This window comes from Rhodanobacter fulvus Jip2 (genome assembly GCF_000264315.1).
In the GTDB taxonomy this organism is placed as follows: Bacteria; Pseudomonadota; Gammaproteobacteria; order Xanthomonadales; family Rhodanobacteraceae; genus Rhodanobacter; species Rhodanobacter fulvus.
Genome location: NZ_AJXU01000041.1, coordinates 1 through 14,697, shown reverse-complemented (window position 1 = coordinate 14,697; position 14,697 = coordinate 1). Strand labels below are relative to the sequence as shown.

12 protein-coding genes are annotated in these 14,697 nt (G+C 64.9%); 9 read left to right on the top strand and 3 right to left on the bottom strand.

The features are described 5' to 3' along the window. Nucleotides 1–604 precede the first annotated feature (604 nt). From UU9_RS17925 to UU9_RS10305, 5 genes are all read left to right on the top strand, one after another. Nucleotides 605–1,138, top strand: a complete 534-nt coding sequence (locus tag UU9_RS17925) for a hypothetical protein (protein WP_156804260.1) — start codon at nt 605–607, stop codon at nt 1,136–1,138. A gap of 90 nt (nt 1,139–1,228) precedes the next feature. Then, nucleotides 1,229–1,576 (top strand): hypothetical protein, encoded by a 348-nt coding sequence (locus tag UU9_RS10325; protein WP_007081697.1) that lies wholly within the window; start codon nt 1,229–1,231, stop codon nt 1,574–1,576. A gap of 564 nt (nt 1,577–2,140) precedes the next feature. Then, on the top strand, nt 2,141–2,440 hold the full coding sequence (locus UU9_RS10315; RefSeq protein ID WP_007081695.1) for a LysM peptidoglycan-binding domain-containing protein: 300 nt from the start codon (nt 2,141–2,143) through the stop codon (nt 2,438–2,440). Between the two features lie 303 nt (nt 2,441–2,743). Further along, nucleotides 2,744–4,972 (top strand): NADP-dependent isocitrate dehydrogenase, encoded by a 2,229-nt coding sequence (locus UU9_RS10310; protein WP_007081694.1) that lies wholly within the window; start codon nt 2,744–2,746, stop codon nt 4,970–4,972. Nucleotides 4,973–5,278: 306 nt separating this feature from the next. Next, nucleotides 5,279–6,274 (top strand): TraB/GumN family protein, encoded by a 996-nt coding sequence (locus UU9_RS10305; RefSeq protein WP_156804259.1) that lies wholly within the window; start codon nt 5,279–5,281, stop codon nt 6,272–6,274. Between the two features lie 102 nt (nt 6,275–6,376). On the opposite strand, the gene UU9_RS10300 is transcribed toward UU9_RS10305, so the two are convergent. Then, entirely contained in the window at nt 6,377–7,321 is a 945-nt protein-coding gene (locus tag UU9_RS10300) for an aldo/keto reductase (protein ID WP_007081692.1), read from the bottom strand. 274 nt (nt 7,322–7,595) lie between these two features. Beyond that, nucleotides 7,596–7,787 (bottom strand): hypothetical protein, encoded by a 192-nt coding sequence (locus tag UU9_RS10295; protein WP_007081691.1) that lies wholly within the window; start codon nt 7,785–7,787, stop codon nt 7,596–7,598. A gap of 111 nt (nt 7,788–7,898) precedes the next feature. Between UU9_RS10295 and UU9_RS10290 the strand changes: the two genes are divergently transcribed. Both UU9_RS10290 and UU9_RS10285 read left to right on the top strand, forming a co-directional pair. Further along, nucleotides 7,899–8,819, top strand: coding sequence for a LysR substrate-binding domain-containing protein (locus UU9_RS10290; protein ID WP_007081690.1), 921 nt, complete (start codon nt 7,899–7,901; stop codon nt 8,817–8,819). 60 nt (nt 8,820–8,879) lie between these two features. Next, on the top strand, nt 8,880–9,992 hold the full coding sequence (locus tag UU9_RS10285) for an S-(hydroxymethyl)glutathione dehydrogenase/class III alcohol dehydrogenase (RefSeq protein ID WP_007081689.1): 1,113 nt from the start codon (nt 8,880–8,882) through the stop codon (nt 9,990–9,992). 91 nt (nt 9,993–10,083) lie between these two features. On the opposite strand, the gene UU9_RS10280 is transcribed toward UU9_RS10285, so the two are convergent. Next, a complete protein-coding gene (locus tag UU9_RS10280) occupies nt 10,084–12,210 on the bottom strand; it encodes a TonB-dependent receptor family protein (protein ID WP_007081688.1) in 2,127 nt (708 codons plus the stop codon). 254 nt (nt 12,211–12,464) lie between these two features. Here UU9_RS10280 and UU9_RS10275 point away from each other — a divergent pair, with 254 nt between their 5' ends. Both UU9_RS10275 and UU9_RS10270 read left to right on the top strand, forming a co-directional pair. After that, a complete protein-coding gene (locus tag UU9_RS10275; RefSeq protein WP_007081687.1) occupies nt 12,465–13,367 on the top strand; it encodes a class I SAM-dependent methyltransferase in 903 nt (300 codons plus the stop codon). A 14-nt stretch (nt 13,368–13,381) separates the two neighbouring features. Continuing rightward, nucleotides 13,382–13,918, top strand: a complete 537-nt coding sequence (locus UU9_RS10270) for a pseudouridine synthase (protein WP_007081686.1) — start codon at nt 13,382–13,384, stop codon at nt 13,916–13,918. Nucleotides 13,919–14,697 lie beyond the last annotated feature (779 nt).

Sequence of the window (14,697 nt, the reverse complement as noted above, 5' to 3'; positions counted from 1 at the left end):
CTCAATGCGGGGGGACGTCGACGTCGCGGTACGTTGGCCGCGATTCAAGCCGTTTTGCTAACTTGCCCCTATCTCGGGCTCAGCCAGCGAGCACACAACGCCTGGAGCAGGCGTGTGTCAATCACGACTTTTACTTTGTAGGATTTGGCTCTGATCTTCGGGCGCCTCAAAATGAGGGCTAACAATTCATTCAAGCCGAACCCGCATCGGGGCGTCGCCTGGTTGCTTTTCCGCTACGCTAGCACCCAGCCGCCACCCCGCTGCGGGTCGGCTTAACTCAGGCGTTTAGGCCTTCAAAAGGAGAGTGAAGTGCCACGTCCCCGGAATACAAAGCGCAACGGCTATCTCTTCACCGCTGCCGGATGCCTGTTTTTCACTGCTGCATACTTCGGCAAACAAGTGGCTTTCTTCGGTGTTGGCATAGCTTTCATCGCTATTGGTGCTTCCTACCTGGCCCGGACAAGACGTGTTTAGCGTCATCCGTAAGGTGGCTTGGGTGGCACCAGGCCTAACAGTTCGTTCAAGGCGGACGGCTACGCCGCCGCTTAACTCCAGCGTTAGGTGAAAGACCCAATGCCACTCCGGCGAATTACAGGACTGAGTCATGACCGTTGAGTTCACAGTTCAGAAACGACTTGAACTTCAGACAGAGGACATTTCCAATACGCACGGATTAATCCGTACGCTAAATGGGAAATCGATCGAACGAATTCAGACCAGCGCTTCGGGCAACGGCTACGGCATCTATATCTTCGCCTTGAATAACGGCGGCGGCAATCCTGTTCCTTGGTATGTGGGAATGGCGGCGAAACAAACGCTTTGCGCTGAGTCGGTAACGCGAGACAAGTTAAGGAAGTACTCAGCAGCAATGTTTGGTCGACAAGGAAAGCCATCTATCACTTTTATTTCCGCAGATAGCAAACAAGCCATTTCCAAAATAGATAGCCTTGAGACGCTATTGATATGGATTGCAAGATCTAAGAACCCCGGTTTAATCAACGAAAGAAAAGTCAGCGGACGTCCGAAAACCATAATTTCAATTGTGAATCAAGTCTCCGTGAGGGGAGTGATAAACCGCGGCCAAGGGCAGCCGTCCAGCAACGCACAAGCCTTCGCAGGACTGATGGGGCTAAAATGAGGGCTGCGTGTGTATCTGTCGCCTAACAATTCATTCGAGGCGGACGGCTACGCCGCCGTTCAATTCCAGCGTTAGGCTGAAGGCGCGGCCATGAACCCGATCTTCGCTGTGGCTGCCGGCACCGTCTGCTTGGCGCTGGGGACTTTTGTCTCCTGGAGCACCATAGCCGTTTATAGGAGCTTCTCACGGCGCGGGCTGATGCTCCTTAGTAGCATCGGTTTTGCGGCCACCAGCTACGGAACCTTCCAGGTCCTGCATGCGCTGTACAGCCACCGGGTCCTCTGCGTTCGGCGCGCTTGCAACGCCATCATTACCGAGTCCGGCAACGCCGCTTCGTACAATCATCACTTGCTGGGTTGGGCACTTTTGGCTTCGGTTACAGCAGGCGCCGCTGTATCTCTTTTGACTGCGCTCCTGGCTAGCAAGCGAGCGCTGTAACAACCGTCCAGGCGGACGCGCTTACCGCACGCCGCTAACTCCAACGTTAGTCGTTATGAAAATAATTATTGCGGTTCTATTCGGCATTCTGCTTGTTGCAGCTTTGCTTAATCCAAGGTTCCTTCAAAGATCCATGCCTGACCGCCCGCTCGTGAGAGCGTACGGGACCTTTGAAAGGAGGGGGTCAGGCTTTATTTACCAATTCCTCGTCGATGGAACCGTCAAGCGCTTCAGTTGTACGTTCTGCCCGTTCTATCGGTTACCGAAAGAAGGTGACCTACTCCTCGATAGTGCCGGATCCCGCCTTCTTTCGATCACCTTGGCGGATGGAACCGTGATCAATGATCAGACTGGGAAGGGGCGCCGCATACGGTGGTTTTTGCTCTTTGCCACGGTTTTTCCTGGATTTCTCTTCGTAAGGAAGCTCCTCAAACGCAAGGTCTGACAATCTGGCTGCATCGAGCGGACCACGCGGGCTTCCAGAAAGCATCTGGTATCGCCACCGCCTCACGGCCGCTTGACCGCCCCAGCGCTATCACGGTGGCTTTCGCAACGGAGGCAACCATGGCCAACGACGACAAGCCGGGCATTTTCGAGTCGCGCGAAGTGGTGCGTGAGCAGGCGGAGCATATGGCGCCGGCGGACAAGGCGGATTTCAGTGGCTTGTCTGAGCATCCTGGCTCCCCGGTGGATCGAACGAGCCTTCGTGCCGTGGTGGAGGGCGACACGCTGTCGAGCATTGCGCAACAAGTTTATGGCGACGGGGGTGCGTGGGAGCGGATCTATGCCGCCAATCGCGACCAGCTCACCACGCCGGACAAGCTGGAGCCGGGTCAGATGTTGAAGATTCCCGCCAAGCCCTGACGCTGTGGAACTCGGCAACGGTGATTTCTCGGGTCCTTCGCGTGATGCGCTGATTGGGCGCCGATGGGAGTCAGCAGCAAGCGCGCGTATATGTCCGTGAGGTAACGCGCTTGCGCATCGACGCGTGGCTCGAGTCGCCCACGACGGCTCCCGCACGGAGCCGCAGTGGGCGACGCCGGTTTGTGCGCCGCCACCCGCGCTTTCCCCTGTGGGGCTAAAACGCGACAATGGGCAGCTTTCCCGAGCGCCGCCGATCGCGCTGGCGCATCCCGAACTGTCGTCGCAGAGAGGTCAATACCGACAATGTCTTCCACGCCAAAGATCATCTACACGCTGACGGACGAGGCACCGTTCCTGGCCACGCAGTCGCTGCTGCCGATCATCGACGCTTTCACCAGCACCGCCGGCATCGCGGTGGAGACGCGCGATATCTCCCTGGCGGGACGCATCATTTCGCTGTTTCCCGAGGCGCTGAAGGAAAGCCAGCGCATCGCCGACGATCTCGGTGAGCTGGGCCAGCTGGCCAACACGCCCGAGGCGAACATCATCAAGCTGCCCAACATCAGCGCCTCGATGCCGCAGCTGAAGGCTGCCATCAAGGAATTGCAGCAGCAGGGTTACGCGTTGCCGGATTACCCGGACGAGCCGAAGGACGCGCAGGAAAAAGACGTACGCGCGCGCTATGACAAGGTCAAGGGCAGCGCCGTGAACCCGGTGCTGCGCGAAGGCAATTCCGATCGCCGCGCGCCGCCTTCGGTGAAGAATTACGCGCGCAAGCATCCGCATCGCATGGGTGCCTGGAGCGCGGATTCGAAGACCCGTGTGGCGCACATGGACCACGGCGATTTCTACGGCACCGAGAAATCGGCGCTGATCGAGCGCGCCGGCAACGTGAGCATTGAATGGTTCGGCAAGGACGGCAGCCACGCCGTGTTGAAGGAAAAAACCGCGCTGCTGGAAGGCGAGATCATCGATGGCGCAGTGATGAGCAAGCGCGCGCTGGCCGCTTTCATCGACGCCCAGGTGGCGGATGCAAAAGCAAAGGGCGTGCTGTTTTCGCTGCACCTGAAAGCCACCATGATGAAGGTCTCCGACCCGATCATGTTCGGCGTGGCGGTCTCCGAGTTCTACCGCGATGCGCTGGCGAAACATGCCGCCGCGCTGAAGCAGATCGGCTTCAACCCCAACAACGGCATCGGCGACCTGTACGCGCGCCTCGGCAGCCTGCCGGAAGATCAGCAGGCGCAGATCAAGGCGGATCTGCAGGCGGAATACGCGCAGCGCCCGGGCCTGGCGATGGTCAATTCCGACAAGGGCATCACCAACCTGCACGTGCCCAGCGACGTCATCATCGACGCCTCGATGCCGGCGATGATCCGCGACTCCGGCAAGATGTGGAACGCCGAAGGCAAGCTGCAGGACACCGTGGCGGTGATCCCCGACCGCAGCTACGCCGGCGTGTACCAGGCGGTGATCGAGGACTGCAAGACGCACGGCGCGTTCGACCCGGCCACCATGGGCAGCGTGCCCAACGTGGGCCTGATGGCGCAGAAGGCCGAGGAATACGGCTCGCACGACAAGACCTTCCAGATCGCCGGCGATGGCGTGGTCAAGGTCACCGACGAGGCCGGCAAGGTGTTGTTGCAGCACGACGTGGAGGCCGGCGACATCTGGCGCATGTGCCAGGTCCGCGACGCGCCCATCCAGGATTGGGTGAAGCTGGCGGTGAGCCGCGCCCACCACGCGCCGGCCGTGTTCTGGCTGGACCCGCAGCGCGCGCACGACGCCCAGGTGATCACCAAGGTCGAGCGTTATCTGAAGGACCATGACACCAGCGGGCTGGACATCCGCATCATGGATCCCGTGGCCGCCACGAAATTCTCGCTGGAGCGCATCCGTCAGGGGCTGGACACCATCTCCGTCACCGGCAACGTGCTGCGCGACTTCCTCACCGACCTGTTCCCGATCATGGAACTGGGCACCAGCGCCAAGATGCTGTCGATCGTGCCGCTGATGGCCGGCGGTGGCCTGTTCGAAACCGGTGCCGGCGGCTCCGCGCCCAAGCACGTGCAGCAGTTTGTCGAGGAAAACCACCTGCGCTGGGATTCGCTGGGCGAATTCCTGGCCCTGGCCGCCTCGCTGGAACACCTCGGCGAGCGCTACGACAATGCCGACGCCGGCGTGTTGGCGAAAACGCTGGATCAGGCCAACGGCAAGTTCCTGGATACCGACAAGTCACCATCACGCAAGACGGGCGAACTGGACAACCGCGGCAGCCATTTCCACCTGGCGCTGTACTGGGCGCAGGCACTGGCCGAGCAGGATACGGACGCGGCGCTGAAGGCCAGGTTCGGCCCGTTGGCCAAACTGCTGGAAAGCAGCGAAGCGGCCATCGTGGCCGAGCTGAATGGCGTGCAGGGCAAGCCGGTGGATATCGGCGGTTACTACCACCCGGACATGGACAAGGTGAGCCGCGCGATGCGTCCCAGCGCGACGTTCAATGCGGCACTGGCAACGCTTGCGAAGGGTTGATCGGGTAGTGTGTATGGCCGTCTTTACGGCTGGTTGAGGAGAGGCGCCTTCGGGCGCCTCTTTTCTTTTGTGGATGCGGGACGTTTTCCGCGGGCAAAAAAACCCTCTCCTCAGTCCTCTCCCGCAAGCGGGAGAGGAGGCCGGCTTGAACCCCTCTCCCGCTTGCGGGAGAGGGGCAGGGGAGAGGGCCCGCCCCGCAGCAAACCCCCACCCAACGCCCCAAACCACCACAATGCTCCCAGTCAGCCCCTGCCTGGCAAAATAGCCACTCCCCGCCTGGACCATCCCATGCGCCTGCGCTCGGCAATGCCCCTGCTCGTCCTGACCACCTTGATGGTGGGCGCGCCCCTGCGCGCCGCGCCACCACCGCCATCATCGACCAACGTGGCCGATCTTCCCGCCGTGCTGGTCACCGGCGTGCAGCCGGGTCCGGGCATGTGGCGGGTGTCGCGGGGTGATCACGAGCTGTGGATCCTGGGCACGCTGTCGCCGCTGCCGCGCGGCATGACGTGGCAGTCGCGCGAGGTGGAATCGGTGATCGCCTCCGCGCAACAGATCCTGCTGCCGCCTTCGGTGAAGATGAAGGTGGACACGGGCTGGCTGGGCAAACTCTTTCTGCTGCCGTCGGCCTACAGCGCGCGCAAGAACGAGGATGGCAAAACCCTGCAGCAGGTATTGTCCGCGCCCACGTACGCGCGCTGGCAGGCGTTGAAGCAGACCTATCTCAACGACAAGCGCAGCGTCGAACGGTGGCGGCCGATCTTCGCCGCGCAGGCGCTGTACAAGGCGGCGATCAAGGCCAACGGCCTCAGCAATTCCGGCGGCGTGAAGGCTGCCGTCGATGCGCTGGCCAAGCAGCATGGCGTGACCGAAACCGCGGTCGATTATCCAGTGACGATCGAGCACCCGCGGGCGGCGATCAAGGCGTTCAAGCAGGCCGCCCCCAACGACGTGATGTGCATGAGCCGTACGCTGGATGCGATCGAGCATGACCTGCCGTCGATGAAAGCCCGCGCCAATGCATGGGCCACCGGCGATCTGCAGGCGCTGCGCGAACTGCCCGACAGCAACCGCCGCCAGGCCTGCATCGATGCGCTGGCGGATGCGGGCTTTGCGCGCCAGTTGGGTATCGACGACATCCCCGAGAAAGTACAGGCCACCTGGCTGGCCGCCGCGCGCAAGGCGCTGGAAACCAACCGGCAGACCTTCGCCATGTTGTCGATGGACGAGTTGCTGAAACCCGATGGTTATCTGGCGAAGCTGCGGGCCGAGGGTTACACGGTGGAGGCGCCGCTGGAGTGAGTCTCGCCCCTGTGCCTGTGGGAGCGACTTCAGTCGCGATGCTTTTGTCGGGATTCCAGAGCAAGAGCATCGCGACTGAAGTCGCTCCCACATCCAGCCAGGTTAGGCGCTGACGCGATCCAGCTCGGCGATCTCGTCCGCGCCCAGCTGCAGCTTCACCGCACCGATCAGGTCGTTCAATTGGGTCACCGTGGTGGCGCTGGCGATGGGGGCGGTGATGCCGGGGCGGGCGATCAGCCAGGCCAGTGCCACCTGCGCCGCGGTGGCCTGATGGGTCGCGGCCACCGCGTCCAGCGTGGCCAGGACTTGCAGGCCGCGCGGGTTGAGGTAGCGCTTTACCGCGCTGGCGCGGGCGCTGCTCTTGGCGAGGTCCGCCTCGTCGCGGTACTTGCCGCTGAGGAAGCCGCTGGCCAGCGCGTAATAGCTGATCACGCCGATGTTCTCGGCGCGCATCAGCGGCTCCAGTTCGCTCTCGTAACCGGCGCGCTCGAGCAGGTTGTATTCCGGCTGCAGCACTTCGTAGCGGGGCAGGTTGTGCTCGCGGGACACGGCCAGCGCTTCGGCGAAGCGATGCGCGTTGTAGTTCGACGCACCGATGGCGCGCACCTTGCCCTGCTCGATCAGGCGCGCAAATCCGCCCAGCGTGTCGGCCAGCAGCACGCTGGCGTCATCCTCGTGCGCCAGGTACAGGTCGATGTAATCGGTCTGCAGCCGCTGCAGCGAGCGGTCCACCGCCTGTTGCAGGTTCACCGGCGACAGGCCCGGCTGCTCGGCCCATTTGCCGACCTTGGTGGCGATCACCACCTTGTCGCGCTTGCCGCTGCGTTTGAGCCAGCGGCCGATGATGGCCTCGGACTCGCCGCCCTGGTTGCCCGGCACCCAAGCCGGGTACACGTCGGCGGTGTCGATCAGGTTGCAGCCGGCGTCGACGAAGGCATCCAGCAGTTCGAACGAGCGCGTTTCGTCGGCACTCCAGCCGAACACGTTGCCGCCGAAGGCGAGCGGGGCGATGGAAAGCGGCGAGTTGCCGAGCGGGCGCAATGCCATGGAGACGTCCGAAGAAACGTGGGGAGGCCCAAGTGTGGCCATTGCGGCACCCGGTTTCAAATGCGTGCCTATGACGTGGGCTGGATGCGGGCTGTCATTCGTGCCTGCAGGAGCGCCGATATTCCCGCGACCGTTCACACTGAGCGTAGCCGCCCGCAGGGCGGCGGAGTCGACGTGTTGCTGCGGCGAGCTGGCGTGCCCTTCGACTCTGGCCGCTGCGCGGCCGACGCTCAGGCAGATCGGCTGGGGTGCTGGCTGGGTGGCCGGTGGGTGCTCAGCGCGGCGCGGCAATCCGGGGCAGTCCCGCCACGACACAACACGCCGCGGCGCATGCCTGCGCGCCGGGAGCTGGCTTGTTGGCGGTGGCGGCGTCCTGATCCGTGGTCTCCTCGACATCGGACCAGATCAGCCGGGCGTGGGTCAGGTGGCCATGCAGAAACAGCAGATCCTTCCATAACGAACTCATGACGGAGCTCCTTCGCGGTTTGCGCAACGACTTGGGAGGCGCTCAAGGTACGCGCGGGGAAGGCCGCAAAAAAGCGATATATTCGCAAGTCAGGCTTGAGGGAAATTCAATATGGCGAAGCTGCCGCTGGGCTTGTTGCAACAGTTTGTGCTGGTGGCCCGACTGGGCAATCTGTCGCGCGCGGCGGCGCAGGCAAACCTCACTGTCAGTGCGCTCAGCCACCAGATGAAACAGCTGGAGGAGCGGCTGGATCGGCGCCTGTTCGAGCGCGGTCCGCGCGGTGTCACGTTGACGGTCGAGGGTTGCAGCCTGCTGGAGGCGGTGGGTGGGCATGTCGATGGCATCGAGCAGGCGCTGGCGGCGTATCGCACGCGCCACCACGACGCGCTCACGCTCAGCGCCAGCCCCGGCATCATGTCGAGCTGGCTGGTGCCGCGGTTGCCGCGCCTGGTGGCTGTGCATCCGGAGCTGGAGCTGACCTTGCAGTCGGGTTCGAGCCTGGTGAATTTCGCGCGCGAGCCGGTGGATGCGGGTTTGCGTTACGGCCGGGGCGAGTGGCCCGGTCTGCACAGCGAGCGATTGTTCGGTGAGTGGATCGCGCCGGTGGCGGCGCCCGAGTTGATCGCGCAGATGGGTGACGCCGATCCCTGCGACCTGTCGTGCTGGCCGCTGCTCGGCGAGCCGGCATCGTCCACGCGCTGGCGTGACTGGTTCGACCATCACGGCGGCACCCAGCCGCAGCGCTACGTGGCGCAGTTCGACAGCCTCGATGCGCTGCGCCACGCGGCGCTGGAAGGCCTGGGCGTGGCACTGGGGCGCATGGTGACGTCGAAGTCGCTGATCGACGCGGGCCGCCTGCACGTGCTGGGCGACAACTACCTGCCGGTGGCCGAGGCGTACTGGCTGGTGTATCCGCCGCGTTCGCTGGAACACCGCGGGCTGCAGGTTTTCCGCGAATGGTTGCTGGCCGAGGCGGACGATTTCTGCCGGCAACTGCCGGGCATGAGTCGCTGCGGCGCGGTCGAGGATTGAGCTGGCGAGCGGGTACCATGGAGCGTTCAACGCATCCGCATCGCATCGAGGAGCCGCATCATGAAATCACGCGCCGCCGTCGCCTGGGAAGCAGGCAAACCGCTGTCGATCGAGCAGGTCGACGTGGCGGGCCCGAAAGCCGGCGAGGTGCTGGTGCGCATCGTCGCCACCGGCGTCTGCCACACCGACGCCTTCACGCTGTCCGGCGCCGATCCGGAAGGCATGTTCCCGGTGATCCTGGGCCATGAAGGCGGCGGCATCGTGGAGGAAATCGGCGCAGGTGTCACCTCGCTGCAGGTGGGCGATCACGTGATTCCGCTGTACACGCCCGAGTGCGGCGAGTGCAAATTCTGCCTGTCCGGCAAGACCAACCTGTGCCAGAAAATCCGCGTCACCCAGGGCCAGGGCCTGATGCCCGACGGCACCTCGCGTTTCTCGTTGAACGGCAAGCCGCTGCTGCACTACATGGGCACCAGCACGTTCAGCGAATACACCGTGCTGCCGGAAATCTCGCTGGCGAAAATCAACAAGGCCGCGCCGCTGGACAAGGTCTGCCTGCTCGGCTGCGGCATCACCACCGGCATCGGCGCGGTGCTGAACACGGCCAAGGTGGAGCCGGGCGCCAGCGTGGCGGTGTTCGGCATGGGCGGCATCGGCCTGTCGGTGGTGCAGGGCGCGGTGATGGCGAAAGCCGGGCGCATCGTGGTGGTCGACACCAACCCGGCCAAATTCGAGATGGCCAGGCTGCTGGGCGCCACCGACTTCATCAACCCCAAGGATTACCCGGATACGCCGATCCAGCAGGTGATCGTGGAGCTCACCGATGGCGGCGTGGATTATTCGTTCGAGTGCATCGGCAACGTCCACGTGATGCGTTCGGCGCTGGAGTGCTGCCACAAGGGATGGGGCGAGTCGGTCATCATCGGCGTGGCCGGCGCGGGGCAGGAAATCAGCACGCGGCCGTTCCAGCTGGTGACTGGGCGAGTGTGGCGCGGCTCGGCGTTCGGCGGGGTGAAAGGCCGCTCGCAGCTGCCCGGCTACGTCGATCGCTACATGGCGGGTGACATCAAGATCGACGAAATGATCACCGAGGTGATGCCGCTGGACGACATCAACCGCGCGTTCGACCTGATGCACGAAGGCAAGGTGATCCGGTCGGTGATCCGCTACTGACGATTCCCCCGTGGGAGCGCACCTGTGCGCGATGCTCTTCATCACGACACAAGAAGCATTGCACACGAGGTGCGCTCTTACAGGTCGACAGTCACGGCTGCCAGCGCAAATCCACGCCCAGCAGGAAGGTCCGGCCCGGACCGGGTTCGAAATAACGGCCATTGCCGTCGTTGACGATCACCGAGCCCACGTAGCGGCGGTCGGCCAGGTTGTCGATGCGGGCGAAGGCGTGCGTGCGCCAGTGGCCGTGGTCGGTGACGTAGCCCGCGCCCGTGCCGAACACGGCATACGGTGACGCCTTCGTGGTGCCCAGATCGTCGGTGGGTACGGCGGCCACGTAGCGGCCATCGAGGTCCGCCTGCCAGCCGGTTTCGCCACCGTAGTGCAGCGCGGCATAGCCGTTGGAGCGTGGCACGCCGGCGATCCGCGCACCCGCGTCGACGGGCGTATTCGGCGCGGCGCAGCGGCCGGCGCAGGCCAGGAACGGCGAGCGGAAGCTGGCGTCCAGCCAGGTATAGGCCAGCTGCAGTTTCCAGTGCGGGGCGAACGTCGTGGTCAGCGACGCTTCCGCCCCCTGCCGGCGGGCGCGCGGGATGTTCTGGTACGTGGTGCGACCGCCCAGGCTGGTGGCCACGGCGACTTCGTCGCGGCTGTCGGCGCGGAACAGCGCGAAGTCGGCCTGCGTGCCCGGCCGTGGTCGCAGCTTCAGGCCCACTTCGGCGCTGCGCGTGCGCGAGGGTCGCAGGCCGAAATTGAGCCCGCTGTCGCCGTCGTTGCGATAGCCCAGCTCGGAAAACGTGGGCGTTTCGAAGCCCTTGCCGTACGACGCATACAGGTGCGCGGTGGGCGAAACGCGATACAGCACGCCGGCCACGGGCGTGGTGGCCGAATAGTCCACGCGGCCGCTGTCGTCGGGGTTGGCGGCGGTGATGTAGCGATCGTCGGTGGCGAACTTCACTTCGCTGTGGCGCAGGCCGGCCATCACCGTCCACGCATCGGCCACGCGCCAGCTGGCCTGGGCGTACTGGTCGAAATCGTGGACACGATCCTGCTCGTCGCGACGCAGTGCGCCGCGCACGCCCACGGTGTCGTCGACGAAGTTCTCGAAGCCGCGGCGGTGCTGGTGCTGGTTGTCGTAGCTGGCGCCCACGGTCAGCTCGAACGGTAGCCCGGCCAGGGTGCTGGCCCAGGTCCAGCGCGCGTCGCCGCCGCCATATTCGTTGCCCAGGTCGACCACGCCGCCGGCGCTGAGCGGACTGATCTGCGCCGTGGCGGGAATCGACAGGTATTGCAGCACGCTGCGCTGGCCGTAATAGCCCATCAGGCGCAGGTGGCTGGCGTTGCTGAGCTGGTCGTCGTAGGTCAGGCCGGCCTGCTGCTGCGACACGCTTTTGCGCGTGTTGAACGTGGTGGCGGCCTCGTCCGCCTGGCGCGGGTTGTCGTGGAACTGCTCGGGCGTCAGGCCCAGCGGGTCCTGCGCGCCGGGCAGGTTCATCGTGTTCAGCACCACGGTGAGCTTGCGGCGGTCATCCAGTTTCCAGCCCAGCACCGCGTTGCCCGACTCGCGCTGCGCGCGGCTGTGGTCGCGGTAGCCGTCGGTACGGAAATGGCTGAAGTCGATGTTGTAGTCGAGCGGGCCCTGCACGCCGCGGGCATTGAGCGCGGCGCGCAGCATGCCGTCGCTGCCGCCGGCCAGGCCCAGGCGCACTTGCGGCGGGTCGGTGCCTTCGGCGCTGAACAACTGCACCACGCCGCCGGAGGCATTGCCGTACAGCGCCGAGAACGGCCCGCGCAGCACTTCGATACGGTCGGCGGCATCGAGGCTGAAATGCGATACCTGGCCCTGGCCGTCGGGCATGGTGGCGGGGATGCCGTCGCTGTACAGGCGCACGCCGCGGATGCCGAAGGTGGTGCGCGCACCGAAGCCGCGGATCGAGATCTGCGTGTCCTGCGCGTAGTTCTGGCGGTCGCGCGCCAGGATGCCGGGCACGCCCTGCAGCAGTTCGGAGGCGTTGACGTCCAGTGAGCCACTGGCCGGCGCGGCCACCACGTCGACCGACGCGGCCACGTCGAACGGCGATTGCGCCGTGCGCGTGGCGGTGACGGTAATCGGCGCCAGCTCGGCCTGCGGCGTGATCGGCTGCGCGGCGGCAACCGTGGTGGCCAGCGCCCATGTGGGCAGCAGCAGGCCGTGGCGAAACATTCGCTGGGTGGGCATGGGGGAGAGAATTCCTTCAGCGCGCTTACGGTGGGGAAGCGCGGGGTGTCCATGGTAAGTGCCTGGCGCGCGCCTCGCATGTGAACAGCTTTGCCGCGCCGACGTACAAGAAAGCGTTGGACCCGATTATCCTTGTCATTGGCGGACCGGATTCCTCCCCCGCGCGTCTTGCACCCGGCCCGCACGTCTGACGTGTTTCCACCCATCACCCACCCGCGATGCATGACGCCCGCGGCGGGATCAGGAATATAGCGATGACCCACTTGAAGAAGTTCGGCCTGCTTCTCGCCCTGTCGCTGGCGGGCAGCTGGCTGGGAGCCAGCGCGCAGGTGGTTGCGGCGGGCACGGCCGAGCCCGACCAGCCCACCGATGCGCTGGTGCCACCCACCAGTGCCAGCGACTTCACCGCCAGCCAGCTCGACGACGTACTGGCGGGCGGCTGGCGCAGCGAGGCCAATCGTGCCCGCGATAGCTGGCGCCACCCCAAGGCCACCTTGCAGTTTTTCGGCATCCAGCCCGACCAGACGGTGATCGAGATCACCCCCGGAGGCGGCTGGTACGCCGAGCTGCTGGCGCCGCTGCTGCACGACAACGGCCACTACATCGCCGCCGAGCAGGCGCCATCGACCGACAGCGAGGCACGTGCCGACGACAGCAAGCTGCGGCGCAAATTCTCGGCCGATCCGGCGCACTTCGGCAATGCCGCCATTGTCAGCTTCGATCCGAAAAAGCCGGTACTCGGTGCGCCTGCCTCGGCCGATCTGGTGCTGACCTTCCGCAACGTGCACAACTGGGTCATGGCCGAGACCGCGCCGGCGATGTTCAAGGCGTTCTATGCAGTGCTGCGACCGGGCGGCGCGCTGGGCGTGGTCGACCACCGCGCCGCTGACGGCGCCACCCTGGCGGCGGTGAAGAGCAGCGGCTACCTGCCCACAGCCGCCGTCATCAAGCTGGCGACCGACGCCGGTTTCAAGCTCGATGAGCGCAGCGAAATCAACGCCAACCCGGCCGACGACCACGACCATCCCAAGGGCGTATGGACGCTGCCGCCCACGCTGGCCATGGGCGATACCGATCGGGCGAAATACCTGGCCATCGGCGAGTCCGACCGCATGACCCTGCGTTTCGTGAAGCCGGCGGCGAACGCTTCGCGCTGAGCCGCTGACGCCGCATGCTGATCGCCCTCAACAAGCCGTTCGGCGTGCTGTGCCAGTTCACCGACGACCGCGGCCGGCCCACGCTGGCCGGCTTCGTCAGGCAAACGGACGTCTATGCGGCTGGACGGCTGGATCACGACAGCGAGGGCCTGCTGCTGCTCACGGACGATGGAAAGCTGGCGCACCGGCTCACCGACCCGCGCCACAAGCAGCCCAAGACCTACCTGGCCCAGGTCGATGGTGAGATTGACGACACCGCGCTGGCGACCTTGCGCCGCGGCGTCACGCTGAAGGATGGCCTCACGTTGCCGGCGCTGGCCGAGCACGTGGCGGAGCCCGACTGGTTGTGGCCGCGCGATCCGCCCGTGCGCTTCCGTAAAAGCATCCCCACCAGCTGGCTCAGCCTCACCCTGCGCGAAGGGCGCAACCGCCAGGTGCGGCGCATGACGGCGGCGGTGGGGTTTCCCACCTTGCGACTGATCCGCGTGCGCATCGGCGACTACGCGCTGGAGGGTTTGGCGCCTGGACAGACCCGCGTGCTGCAGCCTTAGCGCGGTTTACTGTGGGACCGACTTCAGTCGCGATGCTTTTGGGGAGGGCAAGAGAAAAAGCGAGAGCAAAGGCGAAGAGCTTTCGACCGCCGTTGGCGCTCGAGTTACTTTCTCTTGCGTGGCCAAGAGAAAAGTAACCAAAGAGAAGGCCACCCCGCTTCCGCGCCTCGCGGGCATCCTGCCCGCGAGGTACGCGTGCGGGCTACGGGGTTTGTCGACAGCACATCGGGCAATTGCATCCTGCATTGCCTCAACTCCGGCATCCATGCCGTCGCCTGTGCTGACGCCAAACTGGCTTGCATCCATGCAAGCCACCCTGCGGGCTGATCCTTCGCCCACCCGCCGCTGCAGAGGGGCCCCGGGAAAAGCACCGCGCCATCGTGGCGCGGACTCGGTGTGCCGCGGCGTTGCCGCGGCGAGAGCGGTGGCTTTCGGTGTTTCCTCTTTTTTCCGTTCGCCCTGAGCGTACCGCGTGCGGCGAAGACGAGGGTGCGGGCGGCGGGTGCCCTTCGACTGCGGCCTTCGGCCTATGCTCAGGGAGAACGGTTGAGGTTTGGCGACGAAGTCCGGCGCTTTTGCTTTTGCCTCGTTTTGCTTTTGCTCTGCTCCATCCCGAGTGCGGGCCAGGATGGCCCGCTGCTCTACCCGGGGCCCCTGTGCGGCGGTGAGTAGGGGTCGACAGGCCCCGAAGGGGGCATCGGCAGGATGCCGATGCCTTTTCGCCAGCACATGGATGTGCTGTCGAAAAGCCCGGCCCTGGCTCACGGACTTGCCGGGCA